The organism is Pseudomonas sp. Irchel 3E20, from assembly GCF_900187645.1.
Taxonomy (GTDB): Bacteria; Pseudomonadota; Gammaproteobacteria; order Pseudomonadales; family Pseudomonadaceae; genus Aquipseudomonas.
In genome coordinates this window covers 69083-88927 of sequence record NZ_FYEE01000001.1, presented here as the reverse complement: position 1 = coordinate 88927, position 19845 = coordinate 69083, and the positions used below count along the sequence as shown (strand labels likewise).

Here is a 19845-nt window from a genome sequence, read left to right as displayed (position 1 = left end):
GCGTCACTTCCACAGCTGGGCGGCAAATACTACGAGGATGCCGATGGGCGCCACATAGCGCATCAAAAACAAGGTCAGGGCAAACAGGGCCGGGCTGCGCATCGACAATTCATCACGCACGGCCTCGCGCCCCATCACCCACCCGGCAAACATCACGAAACAGAGTCCGCCAAGGGGCAACATGATGCGCGATGTAAAGAAATCGATCACCCCAAAGAAGTCCAGACCATTTGCCGCACCCCATTGGTAGAGATGAAAGCCGGCGCCATCGTTCACGAAAAACTTGGCCTGCTTCCAGATATTGAAAGAAAACACCGTCCCCAAACCGACGAACCAGCAACTGAATGACAGCCAGAACGTGACCCAGCCACGGCGAACCCCGCTGCGCTCCACCAGGTACGCCACCATGGGTTCGAGCAGGGAAATGGCCGAACTCCAGGCCGCTACCGCCACGAGAACGAAAAACACCAGCCCCATTAATTGGCCGAACAGGACATTGCCGAAGGCGAACGGCAGGCTGACAAACATCAGCCCCGGCCCTTCGCTGGGGTTCAAGCCCGCGGCGAATACGATCGGGAACAGCGCCAACCCGGCCAGCAGCGACACAAAGGTGTCCAGCAAGGCAACACCAACGATGGTCGCCGAGATTGAAGATTGTTTCGGCATATAGGCGCCGTAAATCATGATCGAGCCAACGCCCACGCTCAGGGAAAAGAACGCATGGCCCATGGCGGGCAACAAACCATCGAGGAGTTTTTCCGGGCGAAAGTCAAACATAAAATGCACACCGTCCATGAAATGCCCGGTGGTCAAGCTGTACACCAGCAGAATCACCAGCATCACAAACAGCAACGGCATCATGATCCGCAGGCTGCGCTCCAGGCCCGCGACCACGCCCTTGGCGATGACCACGGCCGAGAGCAGCATAAACAACGTGTGCCACAGCGTCAGGCGCCACGGATCGGCGATGACCTCGGCGAAATGCGTCCCCACCTGCTCTGGCGTCGCGCCCTGAAAATCACCGCGGCCCATATCGATGATGTAATCCAGGGACCAACCGCCCACCACGCTATAGAAGGACAGAATCAGCAGCGCCGTTATCATCCCGGCAAATGCGCCCCAGGACCAACGGGCACTGTGCCCCGCCTCAAGGGCCAAGACCTTCAAGGCATTGGCCGGACTCTGCCGCGCACGGCGCCCGATAAGGGTTTCGGCCAACATCACCGGAACCCCGATCAACGCGATACAGGCCAGAAAGGCCAAGACAAAGGCACCGCCTCCGTACACCCCGACCATGTAGGGGAATTTCCAGATACTGCCCAGGCCTACCGCCGCGCCCGTTGCCGCGAAGATAAACACCCAGCGACTGGCCCAACCGCCATGGACAGAAACCTTGTCTGTCGACATCCAACACGTCCAGCGTCAAAAAAAGTGGCCGCATTGTCCGGGATTCACACAAGGTGCTCAAGCACGCAGCTTCACCGTAGCCGACTCGCGCGCAACTGCCTATAATGCCGCCCCTATGGCTAAACAGAAGAAACACCCAACAGGGACCATCGCGCAGAATAAAAAGGCGCGTCACGATTACTTCATCGAACAACGGTTCGAGGCTGGTCTGGTCCTGGCCGGCTGGGAAGTAAAAAGTCTGCGGGCGAGCAAGCTCCAACTGGTCGACAGCTATGTGCTGCTCAAGGATGGCGAAGCCTGGCTGCTGGGCAGCCACATCACGCCGCTGACCACCGCCAGCACCCATGTCATTGCCGACCCGGTACGCACGCGCAAGCTGCTGCTCAACGCGCGCGAGCTGGAGAAGCTGGCCGCCGCCGTGCAGCAGAAAGGCTACGCCTGCGTGTGCCTGTCGTGGTACTGGAGCAAGCACCTGGTCAAGTGCGAAATAGCCCTGGGCAAAGGCAAGAAGGAATACGACAAGCGTGATACCGAGCGCGAACGCGATTCCAATCGCGAATTGCAGCGCGCGGTGCGCAACAAAGGCAAGGAAGACTGATTCTCCTGGCCTGAGCCGGCTATCGCGGGCAACCCGCGGTAGCCGTCACTCCATTCCCTTGCGCCGCTCGGCCCGAGCCATGCGCTGTACTTCCTGACGCACCTCTTCCAACACTTCCTGCACATACAGGATGTGGCGGCTCGACACCTCGCGCGCGTCTTCGGCTCGCCCTTCAATAATCGCCAGGTACAGCTCCCGGTGCTGGCTAATCAGCATGTCGCGGGTTTCTGTACGCTGCTTGTACATGCCGCCGATGTTGGTCACTACGTTGCGCTTGAGCAGGTCGAACAGCCCGCGGATGGTGTGCAGCAACACCGCGTTATGGCTGGCCTCGGCAATCGCCAGATGGAATTTTGCATCCGCCGCCCCCTCCTCCAAACGGCTGACATCGTCGCACCGGGCGTAGCAATTCTGTAGCTCTTCAAACGCGCCCGTCAGGCGCTCGCGGTCAACTTGGGTGGCACGCAATGCTGCGTAATAGGCGCAAGAAGCCTCCAAAGTGTGGCGAAATTCCAGGAGATCGCGCTGAGCTTCGGGGTTGCTCTCCAACAAATGCAGTAACGGGTCACTGAACGTCGAGCCCAGGGAATCAACCACATAATTGCCACCACCCTGGCGACTGACCAGCAAGCCCTTGGCCGACAACTTCTGGATTGCCTCACGCAACGACGGGCGCGACACGCCAAATTGCTCGGCCAATGCGCGCTCGGCCGGCAATCGCTCGCCGGACTTGAGCGTGCCCTCCAGAATCATCTCCTCAAGCTGCTCGACAATATCGTCAGACAAACGGCGCTGACGAATCTGATCAAACCCCATAACTCACTTCTCCACGATCCCGACCACTCGCCGGGGTGTCTATTCTGGCCTATTGGCGCGGCGCCGACACCTGGCAGACACCCTCTGATTTACCCGTGCAGACGCCCGTGCGGGCCGGCATTGGACAAAAGTTTTAGGGCGACAAATTGACACGCCCAGCATAAGGCTTTTAACCTAGCGCCTAGCCATTGTAAATTGGTATGACCAATTATCCAATGCCGCTAATCAGTGCCTGACCAACAACAATTAGGGGCCACCCCATATGCAAACCTGGCAACAGCTGTACAGTCCGCTTGGCAGCCTCGGGCTGTCCGCCCTCGCGGCCGTGATTCCCATCGTTTTCTTCTTCCTGGCCCTGGCCGTGTTCCGCCTCAAAGGACACGTCGCCGGCAGCATCACCTTGGCGCTGTCGATCCTGGTGGCGATCTTCGCGTTCCAGATGCCGGTCGACATGGCGTTTGCCGCCGCCGGTTATGGTTTTGCCTATGGCTTGTGGCCCATCGCGTGGATCATCGTCGCGGCGGTGTTCCTCTACAAACTCACGGTCAAGAGCGGCCAGTTTGAAGTGATCCGCAGCTCCGTGCTGTCGATCACCGATGACCAACGCCTGCAAGTGCTGTTGATCGGCTTCTGCTTCGGCGCGTTCCTCGAAGGCGCGGCCGGTTTCGGTGCGCCGGTGGCCATCACCGCGGCATTGCTGGTGGGCCTAGGCTTCAACCCGTTGTACGCGGCGGGCCTGTGCCTGATCGCCAACACCGCACCCGTGGCCTTCGGCGCCCTGGGGATTCCGATCATCGTCGCCGGCCAGGTAACGGGCATCGACGCGTTCAAGATCGGCGCCATGACCGGCCGCCAGCTCCCGCTGCTGTCGCTGTTCGTGCCGTTCTGGCTGGTGTTCATGATGGACGGCCTGCGCGGCGTCAAAGAGACCTGGCCTGCCGCCCTGGTGGCTGGCTTGAGCTTCGCCATCACCCAGTACTTCACGTCCAACTTCATTGGCCCGGAACTGCCGGACATCACTTCGGCCCTGGCCAGCCTGATCTCCCTGACACTATTCCTGAAAGTCTGGCAGCCCAAGCGCACCGCAGGCGCACAGATCGCTGGCGCCACCTCCAGTGTCGCCGTCACCGCCAGCGCCGGTGGTTTCGGCCAGAAGCGCAGCACCGTGGCATCGCCCTACAGCCTGGGAGAAATCTTCAAGGCATGGTCGCCGTTCCTGATCCTCACCGTGCTCGTTACGATCTGGACCCTGAAACCCTTCAAGGCCATGTTTGCCGCCGGCGGTTCGATGTACAGCTGGGTGTTCAACTTCGCCATCCCGCACCTGGACCAGATGGTGGTCAAGGTTGCGCCCATCGTGGCCGCGCCGACCGCCCTCCCGGCGGTGTTCAAGCTCGACCCGATTTCCGCGACCGGCACGGCGATTTTCTTCTCCGCGTTGATTTCGATGCTGGTGCTGAAGATCAATTTCAAAACTGGTCTTACCACTTTGAAAGAAACCTTCTACGAACTGCGCTGGCCGATCCTGTCCATCGGCATGGTGCTGGCCTTCGCGTTCGTGACCAACTACTCCGGCATGTCTTCGACCATGGCCTTGGTGCTGGCCGGTACAGGCGCCGCGTTCCCGTTCTTCTCGCCGTTCCTCGGTTGGCTGGGCGTGTTCCTCACCGGTTCCGATACCTCCTCCAACGCGCTGTTCAGCTCGTTGCAGGCCACCACCGCGCATCAGATCGGCGTCAGCGACACCTTGCTGGTAGCCGCCAACACCAGCGGCGGCGTGACCGGCAAGATGATTTCGCCGCAGTCCATCGCCGTTGCCTGCGCCGCCACCGGCCTGGTGGGCAAAGAGTCGGATCTGTTCCGCTTCACCCTCAAACACAGCCTGTTCTTCGCCACCATCGTCGGCCTGATTACCCTGGCCCAGGCGTACTGGTTCACGGGCATGCTGGTGCACTAAGCGCACCGCGCTTAGGGTAAGCAAGAACGACGCCGGGCAGCGCTCCCGGCGTCAGCAATTCACAACCCGGTCTGCAAGGCTGCTGAAAGCTTGACCCTCTATCTTTCAGCGGCTGCGCCAGACGGATAACCGGGCCCCCCCGGAGACACGCCTGATGAGCGATCTTTTCTACAACGCCGTGCCGAACGCGACACGCGTCGCCCCGCCCCCGGCCGAACCACGCCAGTACCCTAGCGAGAAACCGGCGCGGGTCTACCTGTTCGGCACCTGTGTGGTGGATCTGTTCTACCCCGAGGCCGGGATGGACGCGATCCACCTGCTTGAACGCGAAGGCATTCGCGTCGAGTACCCGCAAGGGCAAAGCTGCTGCGGGCAACCGGCCTATACCTCGGGTTACACCGAGCAGGCGCGGCAAGTGGCACGGGCGCAACTGGCGCTGTTTGCCGGGGATTACCCGGTGGTGGTGCCGTCGGGTTCCTGCGCCGGGATGCTGCGCGAACACTATGCCGACCTGTTCAAGGACGAGCCGGACACCCTTGAACAAGTGCAAGCCCTGGCAGCGCGCACTTATGAACTGGCGGAGTTCCTGCTGTTCGTCTGCAAGGTGCGCCTCACGGACAGCGGCGAGCCGGTGAAAGTGGCGCTGCACACCTCGTGCTCGGCACGCCGGGAAATGAACACCCACCTGCACGGGCGCGCGCTGTTGGCGCAACTGGGCAATGTGGAACGGGTAGAACACAGCCACGAAAGCGAGTGCTGTGGCTTTGGCGGGACTTTCAGCGTGCGGATGCCAGACATCAGCGGCGCCATGGTCGCGGACAAGACCCGCGCCTTGCAGGAGTCCGGCGCGCACCAGGTGCTCAGCGCCGATTGCGGTTGCCTGATGAACATCAACGGCGCGCTGGAAAAACAGCAAGCGGCGCTGCGCGGGCAACACCTGGCGAGTTTCCTCTGGCAACGCACCGGAGGTGGCCAATGAGCGCGCCAACACTGATCCCCACCGTCGCCGTGGAAGAGGATTTTCGCGCAAGGGCCCACCAGGCCCTGGGCGATGCGCAACTGCGCGGCAATTTTCGCAGCGCCATGGACTCACTGATGCACAAGCGTGCGGCCTCGTTCAGCGATGCCCACGAACGCGAACACTTACGCGCCCTGGGCAACGCGATCCGCGCCCGGGCATTGTCCAAGTTGCCCGATTTGCTCGAGCAACTGGAACAGAACCTGACCCGCAACGGTGTGACAGTGCACTGGGCGGAAACGGTGGACGAGGCCAACGACCTCGTTCTCTCGATCATCCGCGCTCACGAGGCGCGGCAAGTGATCAAGGGCAAATCGATGGTCAGCGAAGAAATGGAAATGAACCATGTCTTGGCTGAACAGGGCATTGAATGCCTGGAATCGGACATGGGCGAGTTCATCGTCCAGCTCGACCACGAGAAGCCTTCCCACATCATTATGCCGGCGATCCACAAGAACGCCGGTCAGGTCGCGTCCTTGTTCCACGACAAACTTGGCGTGGAATACACCAAGGACGTTGACCAACTTATTCAGATCGGGCGCAAGGTCTTGCGCCAGAAGTTCTTCGAAGCGGACATCGGCGTCTCCGGCGTCAACTTCGCCGTGGCCGAAACCGGCACCCTGCTGCTGGTGGAAAACGAAGGCAACGGCCGCATGTCCACCACCGTGCCGCCCGTGCACATTGCCGTGACCGGTATCGAAAAAGTCGTGGAAAACCTGCGCGACGTAGTGCCGCTGCTGTCGCTGTTGACCCGCTCGGCCCTGGGCCAGCCGATCACCACCTACGTCAACATGATCTCCGGCACGCGCCAGGCCCACGAACTGGACGGCCCGCAAGAAGTGCACCTGGTGCTGCTGGACAACGGCCGCAGCCAGGCCTTTGCCGACAGCGAACTGCGCCAGACCCTCAACTGCATCCGCTGCGGCGCGTGCATGAACCACTGCCCGGTGTACACCCGCATCGGCGGCCACGCCTATGGCGAGGTCTACCCCGGCCCGATCGGCAAGATCATCACTCCGCACATGGTCGGCCTGGCGAAAGTCCCCGACCACCCCAGCGCCTCGTCGCTGTGCGGCGCCTGCGGCGAAGTGTGCCCGGTGAAGATCCCGATCCCGGCGCTACTGCGGCGCCTGCGCGAAGAAAACGTCAAGGCCCCGAACGCCCCCGGGCAAGTGATGCGCGGCCAGGGCAGCAAGTATTCGCGCAAGGAACGCTTTATCTGGAACACCTGGGCGCGGCTGCACAGCTCACCGGCCCTGTACCGCTTGTTCAGCTTCGGCGCCACGCGCCTGCGTGCCCTGGTGCCCGCCAACGTCGGCCCCTGGACGCAAAACCACAGCGCGCCGAAACCCGCCGCCCGTTCACTGCACGACCTGGCCCGCGAACACCTGGCCAAGCAGGGAGACCGTTGATGAGCGCCAAACAGAACATCCTCGCCAAGTTACGCCACAGCCTCACCGGCACCACGCCTGTGGCCGACAACTTCGACGAAGCCCTGGTGACCGAGCCCTACACCTACGCGCCGGAGCAGCGCATCCCGCAGTTGCGCAAGTTGATGGAAGCGGTGCACACCGAAATCCACCTCAGCACCGAGCAGGATTGGCCCACGCTGCTGGCGCGCCTGCTGCACAACCGCCAGTTGCCCAGCCTGCTGATCGCCCCGACTACGCCCCATGGCCAGCGCGTGACCGCGCACTGGGCGCAAAACCCGGGGCTGCCGACCCTCAAGGCCTACGACCGCCCGGTGGAAGCGTGGAAAGCCGAACTGTTCAACAACACCCCGGCCAGCCTCACCTCCACCCTGGGGGCGATTGCCGCCACCGGTAGCCTGATCCTGTGGCCCACCCGCGAAGAACCGCGGTTGATGAGCCTGGTGCCGCCGGTGCATTTCGCCCTGCTCAAGGCCAGCCAAATCCGCGACAACTTCTATCAGGTACAACGCGAATTCAACTGGGCCGCCGGCATGCCGACCAATGCGCTACTGGTCTCCGGCCCGTCGAAAACCGCTGACATCGAACAAGTACTGGCCTACGGCGCCCATGGCCCCAAAGACCTGGTGGTACTGATCCTGGAGGACCAATGAGCCTACCGGCCGCTTTCCTGCGCGATGCGCAGCAACTGATCCCGCCTGAGCGCCGCTTCGACGACCCGCTCTCCACCCTGGCCTTCGGCACCGACGCCAGTTTCTATCGCTTGATCCCCAAACTGGTGGTGCGCGTCGAGTCCGAAGACGAAGTGGTCGCCCTGCTGCAATTGGCGCGCCGTGACCAAGTGCCGGTGACCTTCCGCGCGGCCGGCACCAGCCTCTCGGGCCAAGCCATCAGCGCCTCGGTGCTGATCGTGCTGGGGGATAACTGGAATGGCCGCGAGATCCGTGGCCAAGGCACGCAAATCCGCCTGCAACCAGGGGTGATCGGCGCCCAGGCCAACGCCTGGCTGGCACCCTACGGGCGCAAGATCGGCCCGGACCCGGCGTCGATCAACGCTTGCAAGATCGGCGGCATCGTCGCCAACAACGCCAGCGGCATGTGCTGTGGCACCGCGCAAAACACCTACCACACCCTGGCCGGCATTCGCCTGGTGCTGGCCGACGGCAGCCGCCTCGACACCGAGGACGCCAACAGCGTCGCCGCGTTCCGCCATAGCCACGCCGAACTGCTCGAACGCCTGGCCACCCTGGGCCGCGAGACCCGCGCCAACCCGCAACTGGCGGCCAAGATCCGCCACAAATACCGCCTCAAGAACACCACCGGCCTGTCCCTCAATGCCCTGGTGGATTTCGACGAGCCTGTGGATATCTTGAGCCACCTGCTGGTGGGTTCCGAAGGCACCCTGGGCTTTATCAGCGCGGTGACCTACGACACCGTAGTCGACCACCCGAACAAGGCCTCGGCGCTGATCGTGTTCCCCGATGTGGAGACCTGCTGCAACGCCGTCACCGTGCTCAAGCAGCAACCGGTTTCGGCGGTGGAGCTGCTCGACCGCCGCAGCCTGCGCTCAGTGCAGGACAAGCCCGGCATGCCGGCGTTCGTGCAGCAACTGTCGGCCAACGCCTGCGCGCTGCTGATCGAATCGCGCGCCGCGTCCTCTACCCTGCTCCACGAGCAGCTGGCGCAGATCATGGCCTCCCTGGCCGGTTTCGCCGTGGAGAAGCAAGTCGATTTCACTGAAGACCCGGTGGAAAACGCTCGCCTGTGGGCCATCCGCAAAGACACCTTCCCCGCCGTCGGCGCGGTGCGTAAAACCGGCACCACGGTCATCATCGAAGACGTGACCTTCCCGGTGGAACAACTGGCCATCGGCGTGAATCGCCTGATCGAGCTGTTCGACAAACACCACTACGACGAGGCGATCCTGTTTGGCCATGCCCTGGAGGGCAACCTGCACTTCGTCTTCACCCAGGGTTTTAACAGCGCCGAGGAAGTGGCCCGCTACCAGGCCTTTATGGACGACGTGGCGCAACTGGTGGCCGTGGAATTCGGCGGCTCACTCAAGGCCGAACACGGCACCGGGCGCAACATGGCGCCGTTCGTCGAGCTGGAATGGGGCAGCGACGCCTATCAACTGATGTGGCAACTCAAACGCCTGCTCGACCCCCACGCCATCCTCAACCCGGACGTGGTGCTCAGCGACGATCCGCAAATCCACCTCAAGCACCTCAAACCGCTACCGGCGGCCGACGAGCTTGTGGATAAGTGCATCGAGTGCGGCTTCTGCGAGCCAGTGTGCCCGTCCAAAGGGCTGACCCTCAGCCCGCGCCAACGCATCGTCATTTGGCGCGATATCCAGGCGAAAAAGCGCGCCGGCGTCGACACCACGGAGCTGGAAGCGGCCTACCGCTACCACGGCCTCGACACTTGCGCCGCCACCGGTTTGTGCGCGCAACGCTGCCCGGTGGGCATCAACACCGGCGACCTGGTGAAAAAGCTGCGCGCCCGCGATGCCGATCACGGCAAGACCGCCGATTGGCTGGGCAATCACTTCGCCACGACCCTACAAGGCGTGCGCTTCACCCTGCATGCCGCCAACGGCGCGCGCATGCTGCTGGGGGCGCCGCGCCTGGCGAAGTTCTCGGCGGCGCTGACGCGGCTGTCCAAAGGCAAAGTGCCGCAATGGAGCGGTGCCATGCCCCAACCGGAACGGGCGGTGCGCTTCAGCCCGCCACTCACCGATGCGCGGCCGCGGGTGGTGTACCTGGCGGCCTGCGTGTCGCGGGTGATGGGCCCGGCGGCGAGCGACCGCGAGCAAATGTCGCTGTACGACAAGACCCGAGGCCTGCTGGAAAAGGCCGGCTACCAAGTGGTCGCCCCCGAAAACCAGGACAGCCTGTGCTGCGGCCAACCTTTCGCCTCCAAGGGCTACGCCGAACAGGCCGAGCACAAGCGCCAGGAACTCATCGGCGCGTTACTGCACGCCAGCCGTGGCGGCCTCGACCCGATCTACTGCGACACCAGCCCCTGCACCCTGCGCCTGATCCAAGACCTGGGCGACACACGCCTGGACCTCTACGACCCGGTGCGCTTCATCCGCACTCACCTGATGGAACGCCTGGACTTCACCCCCCAGGACGCCCCCATCGCCGTGCATGTCACCTGCAGCACCCAGCACCTGGGCGAAAGCCAGGCGCTGATCGACCTGGCGCGCCGGTGCAGTAACAACGTGGTCATCCCCGAGGGCATCCACTGCTGCGGCTTCGCCGGCGACAAGGGCTTCACCACCCCCGAACTCAACGCCCACGCCCTACGCAGCCTCAAGGACGCCGTACAGCACTGCGACGAAGGCATCTCCACCAGCCGCACCTGCGAAATCGGCCTGAGCCTGCACGGCGGCATCGACTACCACGGTTTGGTCTACCTGGTGGACCGTGTCACCCAGCCGCGGGCAACCTGACCCACCGCCAAAAACGTTGGGAGAGGGCCGGGGCGGCTCTCTCCTAAAGCGCTTTGACCCACGCGAAAAAAAAACGAATTCCTGAGCATGTCTATAGTCACTTGCTTAGACCCCTTTGACAGGGGCCTATACCAACTCGGCTGACCGCCCCCATCGGCAGCACCGAGACCCTCAGCTCAAGGAGATACCCATGAAGCGTTCCGCACTGGCTGGACTGTTCATTACTGCTGCGATGCTGGCCTCACCGGTGTTTGCTGCCGAAGATTTGTGCGCGATCAACCTGCAGAAAATCAGCGATGCCAAGGTCAGTACCGGCGAAATGCCCGAAGACCTGAAAAACACCATCGACAAAGCCGAAAGCGAGGCTAAGGCAGCTCAAGCTGCCGGCAACAAGGATGAGTGCATTTCGCTCACCACCCAGGCGATCCAGGAAATTGCCAACAACAACAAGGGCGGTAAATAAGCCCGGCACGCTCTAGGCCAACCTTCGGGTTGGCCTTCTGTCCCGCGTTGGCGTACACTGCCGCTACTTGCTGCCCTAACAGATCCACAGGGCAGCAGGTTCGGGGCCGTTTAGGATTCGACGCCGGTTGCGAACCTTTAGGTGCATGCCGAGTTGGTAACAGAACTCGTAAATCCACTGTTGCAACTTTCTATAGTTGCCAATGACGAAACCTACGGGGAATACGCTCTCGCTGCGTAAGCAGCCTTAGCCCTTCCCTTCTGGTACCTTCGGGTCCAGCAATCATCAGGGGATGTCTGTAAACCCAAAGTGATTGTCATATAGAACAGAATCGCCGTGCAGTACGTTGTGGACGAAGCGGCTAAAACTTACACAACTCGCCCAATGCACCCTGCCCGTCGGGCGGCTGAGGGTTAACTCAATAGACACGGCTAAGCATGTAGTACCGACAGCGGAGTACTGGCGGACGGGGGTTCAAATCCCCCCGGCTCCACCATTTTGTCTTCCCAGGAAGACCCAGAAAAGCCGTAAAGCCTAGAGAAATCAAAGCTTTACGGCTTTTTTATTGCCCACTTTTTCCCACCTAATCCCAGGGCATCCCACGGTTGACGGGGGCATATATGGGGGCATAAAACGCTCATCAGCTCGCTCGGAGAGGATGTGCCCCCAATGCCCCTGAAAGATACCAACTGCCGTAACGCCAAGCCCCAGGACAAGCCATACCGCCTGTACGACGAACAAGGTTTGTACCTTGAGGTGCAGCCCAACGGAGGCCGTTACTGGCGCTTGAAGTACCGCTTTCTGGGAAAGGAAAAGCGCCTGGCGCTTGGTGTTTATCCTGAGGTCGGCCTGCAGGAGGCCCGGCGCAAGCGTGATGACGCTCGTGTTCAGCTTGCCGGCGGCCAAGACCCTTCGCTGCAACGGCGCATGGCCAAGGTGGTCAGCCAGCTTGATCACCAGCACACCTTTGAGTCGGTTGCCACGCAGTGGCTGAGTATTCGCGAGTCATCCTGGGATCCGGAATACACCCGCACGGTGCGGCAGCGCCTTGAGCTCAATGCCTACCCCTGGCTGGGAAAACTCCCGATCAGCAGCATCAGCACGCCCATGCTGGTCGAAAACCTGCAGCGCATCATCAAGCGCGGCGCTCGCGAGACGGCGCGTCGTGTTGCCCAGATCTACAAACAGATTTTCGAGTTCGCCGAAGCTGCCGGCATCACCTCACCCAACCAGATCGGGAATCTCTCGCGTACTCTCCCAGCCAAGCGGGTGAAACACTTTGCTGCCGTGACCGACCCTGAAAAGCTCGGCGCACTGCTCAAAGCACTGGATAGCTATAGCGGAACGATGCCGGTCTGTTGTGCCTTAAAACTGGCCCCGTTGCTGTTCTGCCGACCCGGAGACCTTCGACACATGGAGTGGTCGGAGGTCAATCTGGATGCTGGCGAATGGTTGATTCCTGGTCACAAGATGAAAGGGCTCACTGTCACCAAACAGGATCGGCCGGATCATTTGGTTCCTCTCAGCCAGCAAGCAATCGCTGTTCTGCGCGAGCTGAAACCACTCACCGGCAGACATCGATACACCTTCCCCTCGGCACGAGGAGGCGACCGGCCGATGTCCAACAATGCCGTACTCAGTGCGTTACGCCGCATGGACATCAGCGGCGACGAAATGACTGGGCACGGCTTTCGTGCGACAGCGAGAACCATAGGTGCTGAGGTGTTGGGGTTTCGCCCCGATCTCTTGGAGCATCAGCTTGCTCACACGGTAAAAAATCCACTGGGGCGCGCATACGACCGAACATCATTTCTGCCTGAGCGCCGCGACATGATGCAGCGCTGGTCAGATTACCTAGATGCCCTCAAGGCCTGAGCTCACAACTTGGGCTTGCAATACCAATCTCCGCTCGGTAAAAATCTGGCATTCCCTGGACGCTCCTAGGACTCCGTGGGATCGTCACGCTGCTCCGGTTACGGCGTTAAAAATCCGAAGTCCATCTGCTGTTAGCAAATGGACTTTCTGGCTACCTCATCGGGGAATCGCCAGCATCTCGCAGCGCCTTTTACGCCTTCAGCAAGGCTGCTAAAGAAACGTACGGCTCCCTATTCCGTACCAGCTGGGTATTCCTCTCCCCCATGCCAAAAACATAGCTCCAGCTGTCATGCGCACAGCTGCCGCCGGCGAGAAATCTCGGAGGCCCGTAACTCGAGGCCCGACAAATGCCCCTGCTTTGCAGTAGGACAGTCCGAGCGCCACTCCCAACACATATGCGTATTGCAGCACCTGAGGATTGCTGCAACGCCATCGCGTGAGCACCGATCAAATGTCAGCACGAACTATTGCACCCAGCCCAGAGGAACCGCGCTTCCTTCGCCTGCCCGAGGTTGAGCTCGTTGTCGGGAAAAAGAGATCCACGATCTATCGCGACATAGCCGCAGGAAAATTCCCTGCTCCATATGATCTAGGCAGCAGCAGATCGGTTGGCTGGCTCAGCACGGAGATATCTGCCTGGATCCTGAGTAGGCCGCGCGTACAGCTCCGCGGAGGGTACAACAATGACTAACGTCTCAGCCCCACTGCGAGCGCAGACCCAGTGGTTCCATGTTTTCAGGGCAATGATTGATCAGGGCGATGTCGCCCGAATTGGGCCCCATGCGTTTACGGTTTATGCCGTCATCAAGGCACATGCCAATTTCGACCATGGATTATCGAAACCGGGCATCCAACGGATTTCCGAACAGTCTGGAGTCAGTCAGGCACAGGTCAAACGGGCGTTAGGGGTTCTCGAAAAAGCAGGTTTCATTGCAAAGAAAAAGTTCGGCCGATCCAATCACTACATGCTACGCGAAAAGGTCCAGGTCACAGAGGCCGGCTTACCACATACCGTAGTAACCTGGGATTACGTGCCGGACCGCGCCCAGCAGACCGTTAATGAGCTTAAAAAAGCCATGATCGCTGGCGATCTCGCAAGTACGCGAACACTGAATATCGAGCGTCTGAATATACAAATCAATCTGGCAGGTGGTAATTCCCAGATCGATTTAGGCTCATTGCACACCGACCTAGATCGACTGCCAGCCGGCATTCGAGAAACGCTGCGCAGACACCTCAATCGCCGTAGCGATCTTATACACAGCTCAGAGTGATACGTATCGCTCTGAGCTGTAATGGTCCCGGATAGGGCTCACCTAGAGCTCTGTCCACATCAGAATTCGGCTCAGGCTGAGCTCCTAAAAAGAAAGAATTAAAAATCAAGAGGACAGCTAGATGACTCGGCACGAGAAAACCGCGATGCCGTTTTCGCCTATGCCTTGAGCTACCGAAACCAGATCAACCACCGAGCCGATACCAAACGCGGTACATTTACACCTATCGAGCACGATTAACATTGCCGGATTGGGGCGACCAGGCCGGCTTGAAAGGGAATTGAGGGTATGAACAAAAAGTCGCTTTCCGAATGGGATATCTGCAGCAGGTACATCGCCCCCGAGATTCAGCGGGCCTGCTGGAGAATACGCAAGCAAGTAATCCAGCCCGGTCAGGTGCATGCACAGCTGACCGAAGCCCAGGTCCAGCGGGCCGCGGCATGAGCATTGTTGACGCCCGCTATGAAAGGTTGATGCCATCGCTAGACCTACTGGCCGATGAGGCAGTTCTGGCTCAGGCTTGGAAAAAGTCTGATGCCTACATTCGCCGACATAATTGGTATGCCGACATTCTGGAGCTGGAGCAGGTTTCTCTGCTGCTACCGCAAACACTAAAACAATGGCAGCAACAGATTTCCACTAGCGACCATAGGGCAGCAAGCCCTCTGCGCCTGGTGCCAGCTCCAAAAAATGGCAAGTGGTACTTTCCATCGAAGGCTGAAGCTGAAGGCGGGGACTGGAAATTTAAAGCCATAGTCAATAAAAATGGCGAAGTTCAACAAGCAGAGCCCGACTTGCGTCCACTAGCACATGTCAGCATTCGTGAGCAGGTTTTAGCCTCTGCCGTCATGCTATGTCTCGCTGACGCTGTAGAAACACTGCAAGGTAATACCGACCCCGCGAGCTACGGCAGTAATGCACAAGCCAGACAGCGAGTTTGCAGCTACGGCAATCGGCTGTTCTGCGACTGGACTGAAGAGTCTGATGGCAAGCAGCAAGCACGCTTTCGCTGGGGCAACTCCACCACCTATTCGCAGTTTTTCGTGGACTATGAGCGCTTCTTGGAGCGCCCCGCAGAGGCTTGTCGCGAAGTACTGCCCAGCCTGCATGACGAGCGTCTGTTTGTGGTCAAGCTTGATCTGGCTAAGTTTTATGATTGTGTTGAACAATCTGCGGTGGTGGACCTATTAAAGAGACTGTATCAGCGTTATGCCAAAGAATTTGCTATCCCTTACTCCGAGGACGAGGCTACACCGTTCTGGGAAGCAACTGAGAAGATTCTTAGTTGGCAATGGCAAGACAGCGATTCAGATAGCCGCAGCGATCTCAAATTAGGCTTACCTCAGGGTTTGGTGGCGAGCGGCTTCTTTGCCAATGCTTATATGCATGATTTCGACCAGTTAGTCGCTGCACGAATACGCAAAAAAACTCACATCCGCATGAAGTCCACTGGTGTTCGGATTAAGCTGCTTGACTACTGCCGCTATGTTGATGATATGCGCTTAGTCGTGGCAATCTCGAATGAATCAGCACAAGACTTAGCACTTGAAGCACTTGCGAAAAGTATAAGTAACTGGACTAACAAACTTATTAAAGAGTGTTTCAAGGGCGCATACAATGGTTTGGCAATAAAACAAGAAAAATCTGAAGCAGTCGCTTGGGAAGACTTCGCCGTTCAGGGTAGTACCTCCCGCTTTATGCGAGGCGTGAATGGGCAAATCAGCACAGCCCCCGACCCCGCAGCTTTGCTGCAAGCTACTGGCAGCCTAGATCACTTACTTTGGCTTGCTGACGCACTGGATGATGCCAACGATGTCGATGAGAACCCCTTGTCGCTAGCACGTATATCCCTGCCGCGAGCGGACGTGCGGGACGATACTGTCAAACGCTTTGCGGCCAATCGATTACGCCAAGTGCTACGCATGCGCCGCAGCATGAGCGATCCAGAGCTGCCCGCCGAGGATGTGCTGACCAATACTGAAGTCAGTGAGCGCCAGGCACTTGATCATGAAATGGAAACGATTGCCCGTAAGTTGATCGCTTGCTGGTCACGCAACCCTGCCTTGGCCAGCGTGTTGCGCTGCGGCTTGGACATATTCCCCTCAGCCAAGCTCCTGCGACCAGTTCTTCAGGCATTGATGCTAAAGTTAGAGCCTGCCGTCCCTAAAACTGAGCGGGAAGTCGCATTGTTTGTGCTTGCTGATCTACTCAGGGCCGGCGCAGTAGAAACAGGGTTGCACCGTCCAGAAAGTTATCCAGATTCGGCGGACATAACTGGCTATCGTAAGGAGTTACTGCAGGCAGCCCTAGAGGCAATCGAGAACGAAAAACTTCCGTGGTATCTGCATCAACAGGCTGCACTCTTTCTGGCTGTCATGCAGTATCCAGTACCTTTGCCGCTGACTAGAGAACTGGCTTCCTACAGAGCACTGCATGACGCTTTACGCCTCACTCCGCCAACGACCGCAGAAGTATCCAATTCACTTACAGCAGGGCTGCTTGTGATGCGAATTACCGGCCAGCGGGATAAGTTCATTATTTGGCTGGGTAATTGGCTGCAAAAGCTGAAGGCCAAAGAGGCCCGAAAACTGATTGATGATATCGCAATGATAGATATACGAATCCTTGGAGAGTTACATGGTGCATGGCGTGAGTAAAGGGAAGGCAGGTTGGCTCAAATACCTAGAACGCTACTTGCCTAAAGACCATGCACAGGACATATCTATACGATTAAAAGACTGGCCCAAGGGTAGGCGTTCGTTATTAAACATCGTGTCCCATCCAGAAAACCCATTTGTTCAAGAAAACGCACTACTCAAACTGGCCGCTGAGCTGTTAAAAGCTGAGCACTCCGACTGCCTTGATAACGATGGGCTGGGCTTGGATTGGCTATCAATCGACTGTAGTGACTGGAACAAGATTCAGCATCCAGATACGCCACTGGCTTTGATCGTCAAAGAACCTAACACGATAGTGCCCCCATGGAATAAGACCCCATCATGGTGTTCAGAGGAAATGGCTTGGGCCTACCGTTTAGGACGTCTGTTACGCTCAGCCATCATCGGCGAAAGTGACTTCACCACTCGTTTTTTCCCAGTGCGAGAAGAGCAGTTTGATCGTTATCGCGGCCTACAAAGCAGCTGGTATAAACGACGCATGGGGCTGATGCCGCTGAGCCGCGGTTTAGGTGAGGAACCAACTCCAATCTCGCCATGGCTCAATGAGCTGGTTATGCGTCTTTTGCAGTGGCCCGGCTTGGAGATCAACAGGACGGATATTGAGGGCTTTGCTGCTTTTCGTCAGCCGTCGGACTTGCTCAAACTAGTCAAAGCTCGCTTGGCTGAGCAGGGCCGCATATACGGCAGTCAATCTAATCTTCCAGCCTACCTGTTGCCTGTTGACTGCTCCCCCAAATCCAACTTACGTGAGTTCAAGGTCGCGTTGGTGCAGACGCTAATGCCTCGGGACAACGACTTCTCAAGTGGCGACCCACTGATGTGGACTGCCTCCTACCGGGCTAGGCATAGAGCACACCTCGCTGCCATGTGCCGCTTGCTTGGACAGCAACTGGCAGCAAGCCGCTTCGCAAAGCGTAAGACCTCAGATAAGCAGAAAAACCAGCTCGATCTCATCGTCTTTCCAGAACTTGCTATTCATCCGGACGACATGTGGCTGCTTCATCGGCTGTCAGACAGCACGGGAGCCTTAATATTCGCGGGGCAAACATTTGTCGAACATCCCTACCTGAAAAAGCCTATTAACCGTGCGGTATGGCTGCTGCGACAAGAAAGTGCTGCCGGTAGGCAGATCATCCGTGCATATCAGGGCAAGCAGCACGGCATCCCCTGGGAGCTATCTTCTGGGGTGGCAGGGCACCGCCCCTATCAAGTCATTGTTCAGCTCAAGGATCATTCAGGTGCCGAAGCCAAACTGACTGGGGCAGTCTGCTACGACGCAACAGACCTCAAACTGGGCGCAGATATGCGCGACATAAGTGATGGATTCGTCATCAGCGCTTTGAATAGAGACATAGGGACGTTTGACTCCATGACAACCGCCTTGCAGTTCCATATGTATCAGCCGGTTATGCTTGCCAACACTGGCCAGTTTGGAGGCTCAAGTGCTCAAGCCCCGTTCAAGGAGCACTATGAGCGGCAGATTGCCCACGTGCATGGTAACAACCAGGCAGTGATCAGCATCTTTGAGGTGGATCTGCTGGCATTCCAGAACACTCGTAAAATTGAGCCGCAAAAAGAGAAAAAGGCAGCACCGGCCGGATTCAAGGGGCGCAATTTAGGGGCTGTTTCGTGAGCGAAACCTTTAATATTTACTGCGATGAGTCCTGCCATCTGGAGAACGATGGCCAGAAGGCTATGGTGCTAGGTGCGGTCTGGTGCCCTGAGGCCAAGCGCCTAGAGATCGCACAACGCCTGCGTGAAATCAAGGTCAGACATCGGTTGTCGGCGGACTTCGAGATCAAGTGGACCAAGGTAGGGGCGACTAAGCTGCAGTTCTACTTAGACTGCATTGACTATTTCTTCGATGACGACGACCTGCATTTCCGCGCGCTGATCGTGGCTGACAAGGTCCGCCTCAATCATCAGCAGTACCGGCAGAGCCATGATGACTGGTACTACAAAATGTACTTCTCGATGCTCAAGACCATATTCGAACCGGATGCCGGATATCACGTTTACATCGACATCAAAGACACCCTAGGGCATGAGAAGGTCGCCAAGCTCCATGAGGTGCTGGCCCACAACGCCTATGACTTCTCGCGCAGGATGATTCGCCGGGTACAACGCATCCACTCCCATGAAGCCGAGCAACTGCAGTTGACCGACTTGCTGATCGGCGCGCTGTCCTACCTACATCGCGGGCTTACCGGCAGCGAAGCCAAACAGCGCCTGATCGAACGTATCCGCGAGCGCAGCCGCTATAACCTAAAGCAGAACACGTTGTTACGTGAGTCCAAGTTCAACCTATTCCTCTGGAGCGGGAGCAGCGGGCTATGAGCTTGCCAAGATGGCTGCCGGCTCTGGAGGAACTGAAGGCTTATGGAGGCGATTTCTCTCGTTACTTGGAAGCTATCTACCAGATCTTTTGTGCCGACTTCGTTGAGTCAAAACCTGTGTTCGCGGGCAAGCGTCTGGGCTTGAAGCGTCACCCGGTTATACAGGGCAAAGAAGCTACCTTCTGGCACATGATTTCCGAAGGCAACGACGAGGCGGAACGCCTACCCGACTTGCGACGTTGTGAGCGCATTCGCTGGCCAAGGCCGATTATCGAAAATGCTGCCGACGCCGCGCTTAAGATCTGGCGCGAACCGAAGGGTTCAGGTCATCGCGTGCTGATCTGGTTTGCCGAAGCTGAATACTTGGTGGTCTTGGACGAGCGCGAGGACTATATCCTGCCGTGGACGGCATACCCGGTTGAGCGGGAGCATCAGCAAAGAAAACTGGAACGGCGCTGGGAGCGGTATAACGAGGGGAATTAGGCTGGCCGCGCCATCCGCAGGAGGACGGGGCCGTTACTCCTTCTACGCTT

16 protein-coding genes and 1 other RNA gene are annotated in these 19845 nt (G+C 58.8%); 15 read left to right on the top strand and 2 right to left on the bottom strand.

The genetic code is table 11. The annotated features are described in order from the left end of the window. Positions 1-3: 3 nt before the first annotated feature. Entirely contained in the window at positions 4-1407 is a 1404-nt protein-coding gene (locus CKW13_RS00345) for a sodium-dependent transporter (RefSeq protein ID WP_095105860.1), read from the bottom strand. Between the two features lie 115 nt (positions 1408-1522). On the opposite strand from CKW13_RS00345, the gene smpB reads away from it, so the two are divergent. Continuing rightward, positions 1523-2005 carry an SsrA-binding protein SmpB gene (gene smpB / locus CKW13_RS00340; protein WP_095105858.1) on the top strand — a complete coding sequence of 161 codons (483 nt, stop codon included), beginning with the start codon at positions 1523-1525 and terminating at the stop codon, positions 2003-2005. Positions 2006-2050: 45 nt separating this feature from the next. On the opposite strand, the gene CKW13_RS00335 is transcribed toward smpB, so the two are convergent. Then, positions 2051-2821: a GntR family transcriptional regulator gene (locus CKW13_RS00335; protein ID WP_095105856.1), complete on the bottom strand. Its 771-nt coding sequence runs from the start codon at positions 2819-2821 to the stop codon at positions 2051-2053. Between the two features lie 262 nt (positions 2822-3083). On the opposite strand from CKW13_RS00335, the gene CKW13_RS00330 reads away from it, so the two are divergent. The 14 genes from CKW13_RS00330 (at position 3084) to CKW13_RS00265 (ending at position 19795) form a co-directional block, all read left to right on the top strand. Then, entirely contained in the window at positions 3084-4778 is a 1695-nt protein-coding gene (locus tag CKW13_RS00330) for a lactate permease LctP family transporter (protein ID WP_095105854.1), read from the top strand. A 154-nt stretch (positions 4779-4932) separates the two neighbouring features. Further along, positions 4933-5757, top strand: coding sequence for a (Fe-S)-binding protein (locus CKW13_RS00325; protein WP_095105852.1), 825 nt, complete (start codon positions 4933-4935; stop codon positions 5755-5757). Beyond that, positions 5754-7208 carry a LutB/LldF family L-lactate oxidation iron-sulfur protein gene (locus CKW13_RS00320; protein WP_095105851.1) on the top strand — a complete coding sequence of 485 codons (1455 nt, stop codon included), beginning with the start codon at positions 5754-5756 and terminating at the stop codon, positions 7206-7208. Before CKW13_RS00325 ends, CKW13_RS00320 begins: the two co-directional genes overlap by 4 nt. Then, a complete protein-coding gene (locus CKW13_RS00315) occupies positions 7208-7879 on the top strand; it encodes a lactate utilization protein (protein WP_095105849.1) in 672 nt (223 codons plus the stop codon). Before CKW13_RS00320 ends, CKW13_RS00315 begins: the two co-directional genes overlap by 1 nt. Then, the gene (locus tag CKW13_RS00310; protein ID WP_095105847.1) at positions 7876-10686 is read left to right on the top strand and encodes an FAD-binding and (Fe-S)-binding domain-containing protein; all 2811 of its coding nucleotides are present in this window, start codon (positions 7876-7878) and stop codon (positions 10684-10686) included. Before CKW13_RS00315 ends, CKW13_RS00310 begins: the two co-directional genes overlap by 4 nt. Positions 10687-10876: 190 nt before the next feature. Then, positions 10877-11149, top strand: coding sequence for a hypothetical protein (locus CKW13_RS00305; protein WP_095105846.1), 273 nt, complete (start codon positions 10877-10879; stop codon positions 11147-11149). Between the two features lie 102 nt (positions 11150-11251). Continuing rightward, positions 11252-11645, top strand: a transfer-messenger RNA (tmRNA) gene (gene ssrA, locus CKW13_RS00300). A 173-nt stretch (positions 11646-11818) separates the two neighbouring features. Next, the gene (locus CKW13_RS00295; protein WP_095105844.1) at positions 11819-13024 is read left to right on the top strand and encodes an integrase arm-type DNA-binding domain-containing protein; all 1206 of its coding nucleotides are present in this window, start codon (positions 11819-11821) and stop codon (positions 13022-13024) included. A 451-nt stretch (positions 13025-13475) separates the two neighbouring features. Further along, positions 13476-13715: an AlpA family transcriptional regulator gene (locus tag CKW13_RS00290; protein ID WP_034115130.1), complete on the top strand. Its 240-nt coding sequence runs from the start codon at positions 13476-13478 to the stop codon at positions 13713-13715. Beyond that, the gene (locus CKW13_RS00285) at positions 13708-14298 is read left to right on the top strand and encodes a helix-turn-helix domain-containing protein (protein ID WP_256576482.1); all 591 of its coding nucleotides are present in this window, start codon (positions 13708-13710) and stop codon (positions 14296-14298) included. The genes CKW13_RS00290 and CKW13_RS00285 overlap by 8 nt, the downstream gene beginning before the upstream one ends. A gap of 440 nt (positions 14299-14738) precedes the next feature. Then, complete coding sequence (locus tag CKW13_RS00280) at positions 14739-16955, top strand: RNA-directed DNA polymerase (RefSeq protein WP_176465020.1); 2217 nt, start codon at positions 14739-14741, stop codon at positions 16953-16955. After that, positions 16936-18609, top strand: a complete 1674-nt coding sequence (locus tag CKW13_RS24110; protein ID WP_122586295.1) for a hypothetical protein — start codon at positions 16936-16938, stop codon at positions 18607-18609. The genes CKW13_RS00280 and CKW13_RS24110 overlap by 20 nt, the downstream gene beginning before the upstream one ends. Then, positions 18606-19313: a DUF3800 domain-containing protein gene (locus CKW13_RS00270; protein ID WP_095105835.1), complete on the top strand. Its 708-nt coding sequence runs from the start codon at positions 18606-18608 to the stop codon at positions 19311-19313. Before CKW13_RS24110 ends, CKW13_RS00270 begins: the two co-directional genes overlap by 4 nt. Then, entirely contained in the window at positions 19310-19795 is a 486-nt protein-coding gene (locus CKW13_RS00265; RefSeq protein WP_095105833.1) for a hypothetical protein, read from the top strand. The genes CKW13_RS00270 and CKW13_RS00265 overlap by 4 nt, the downstream gene beginning before the upstream one ends. Positions 19796-19845: the final 50 nt, after the last annotated feature.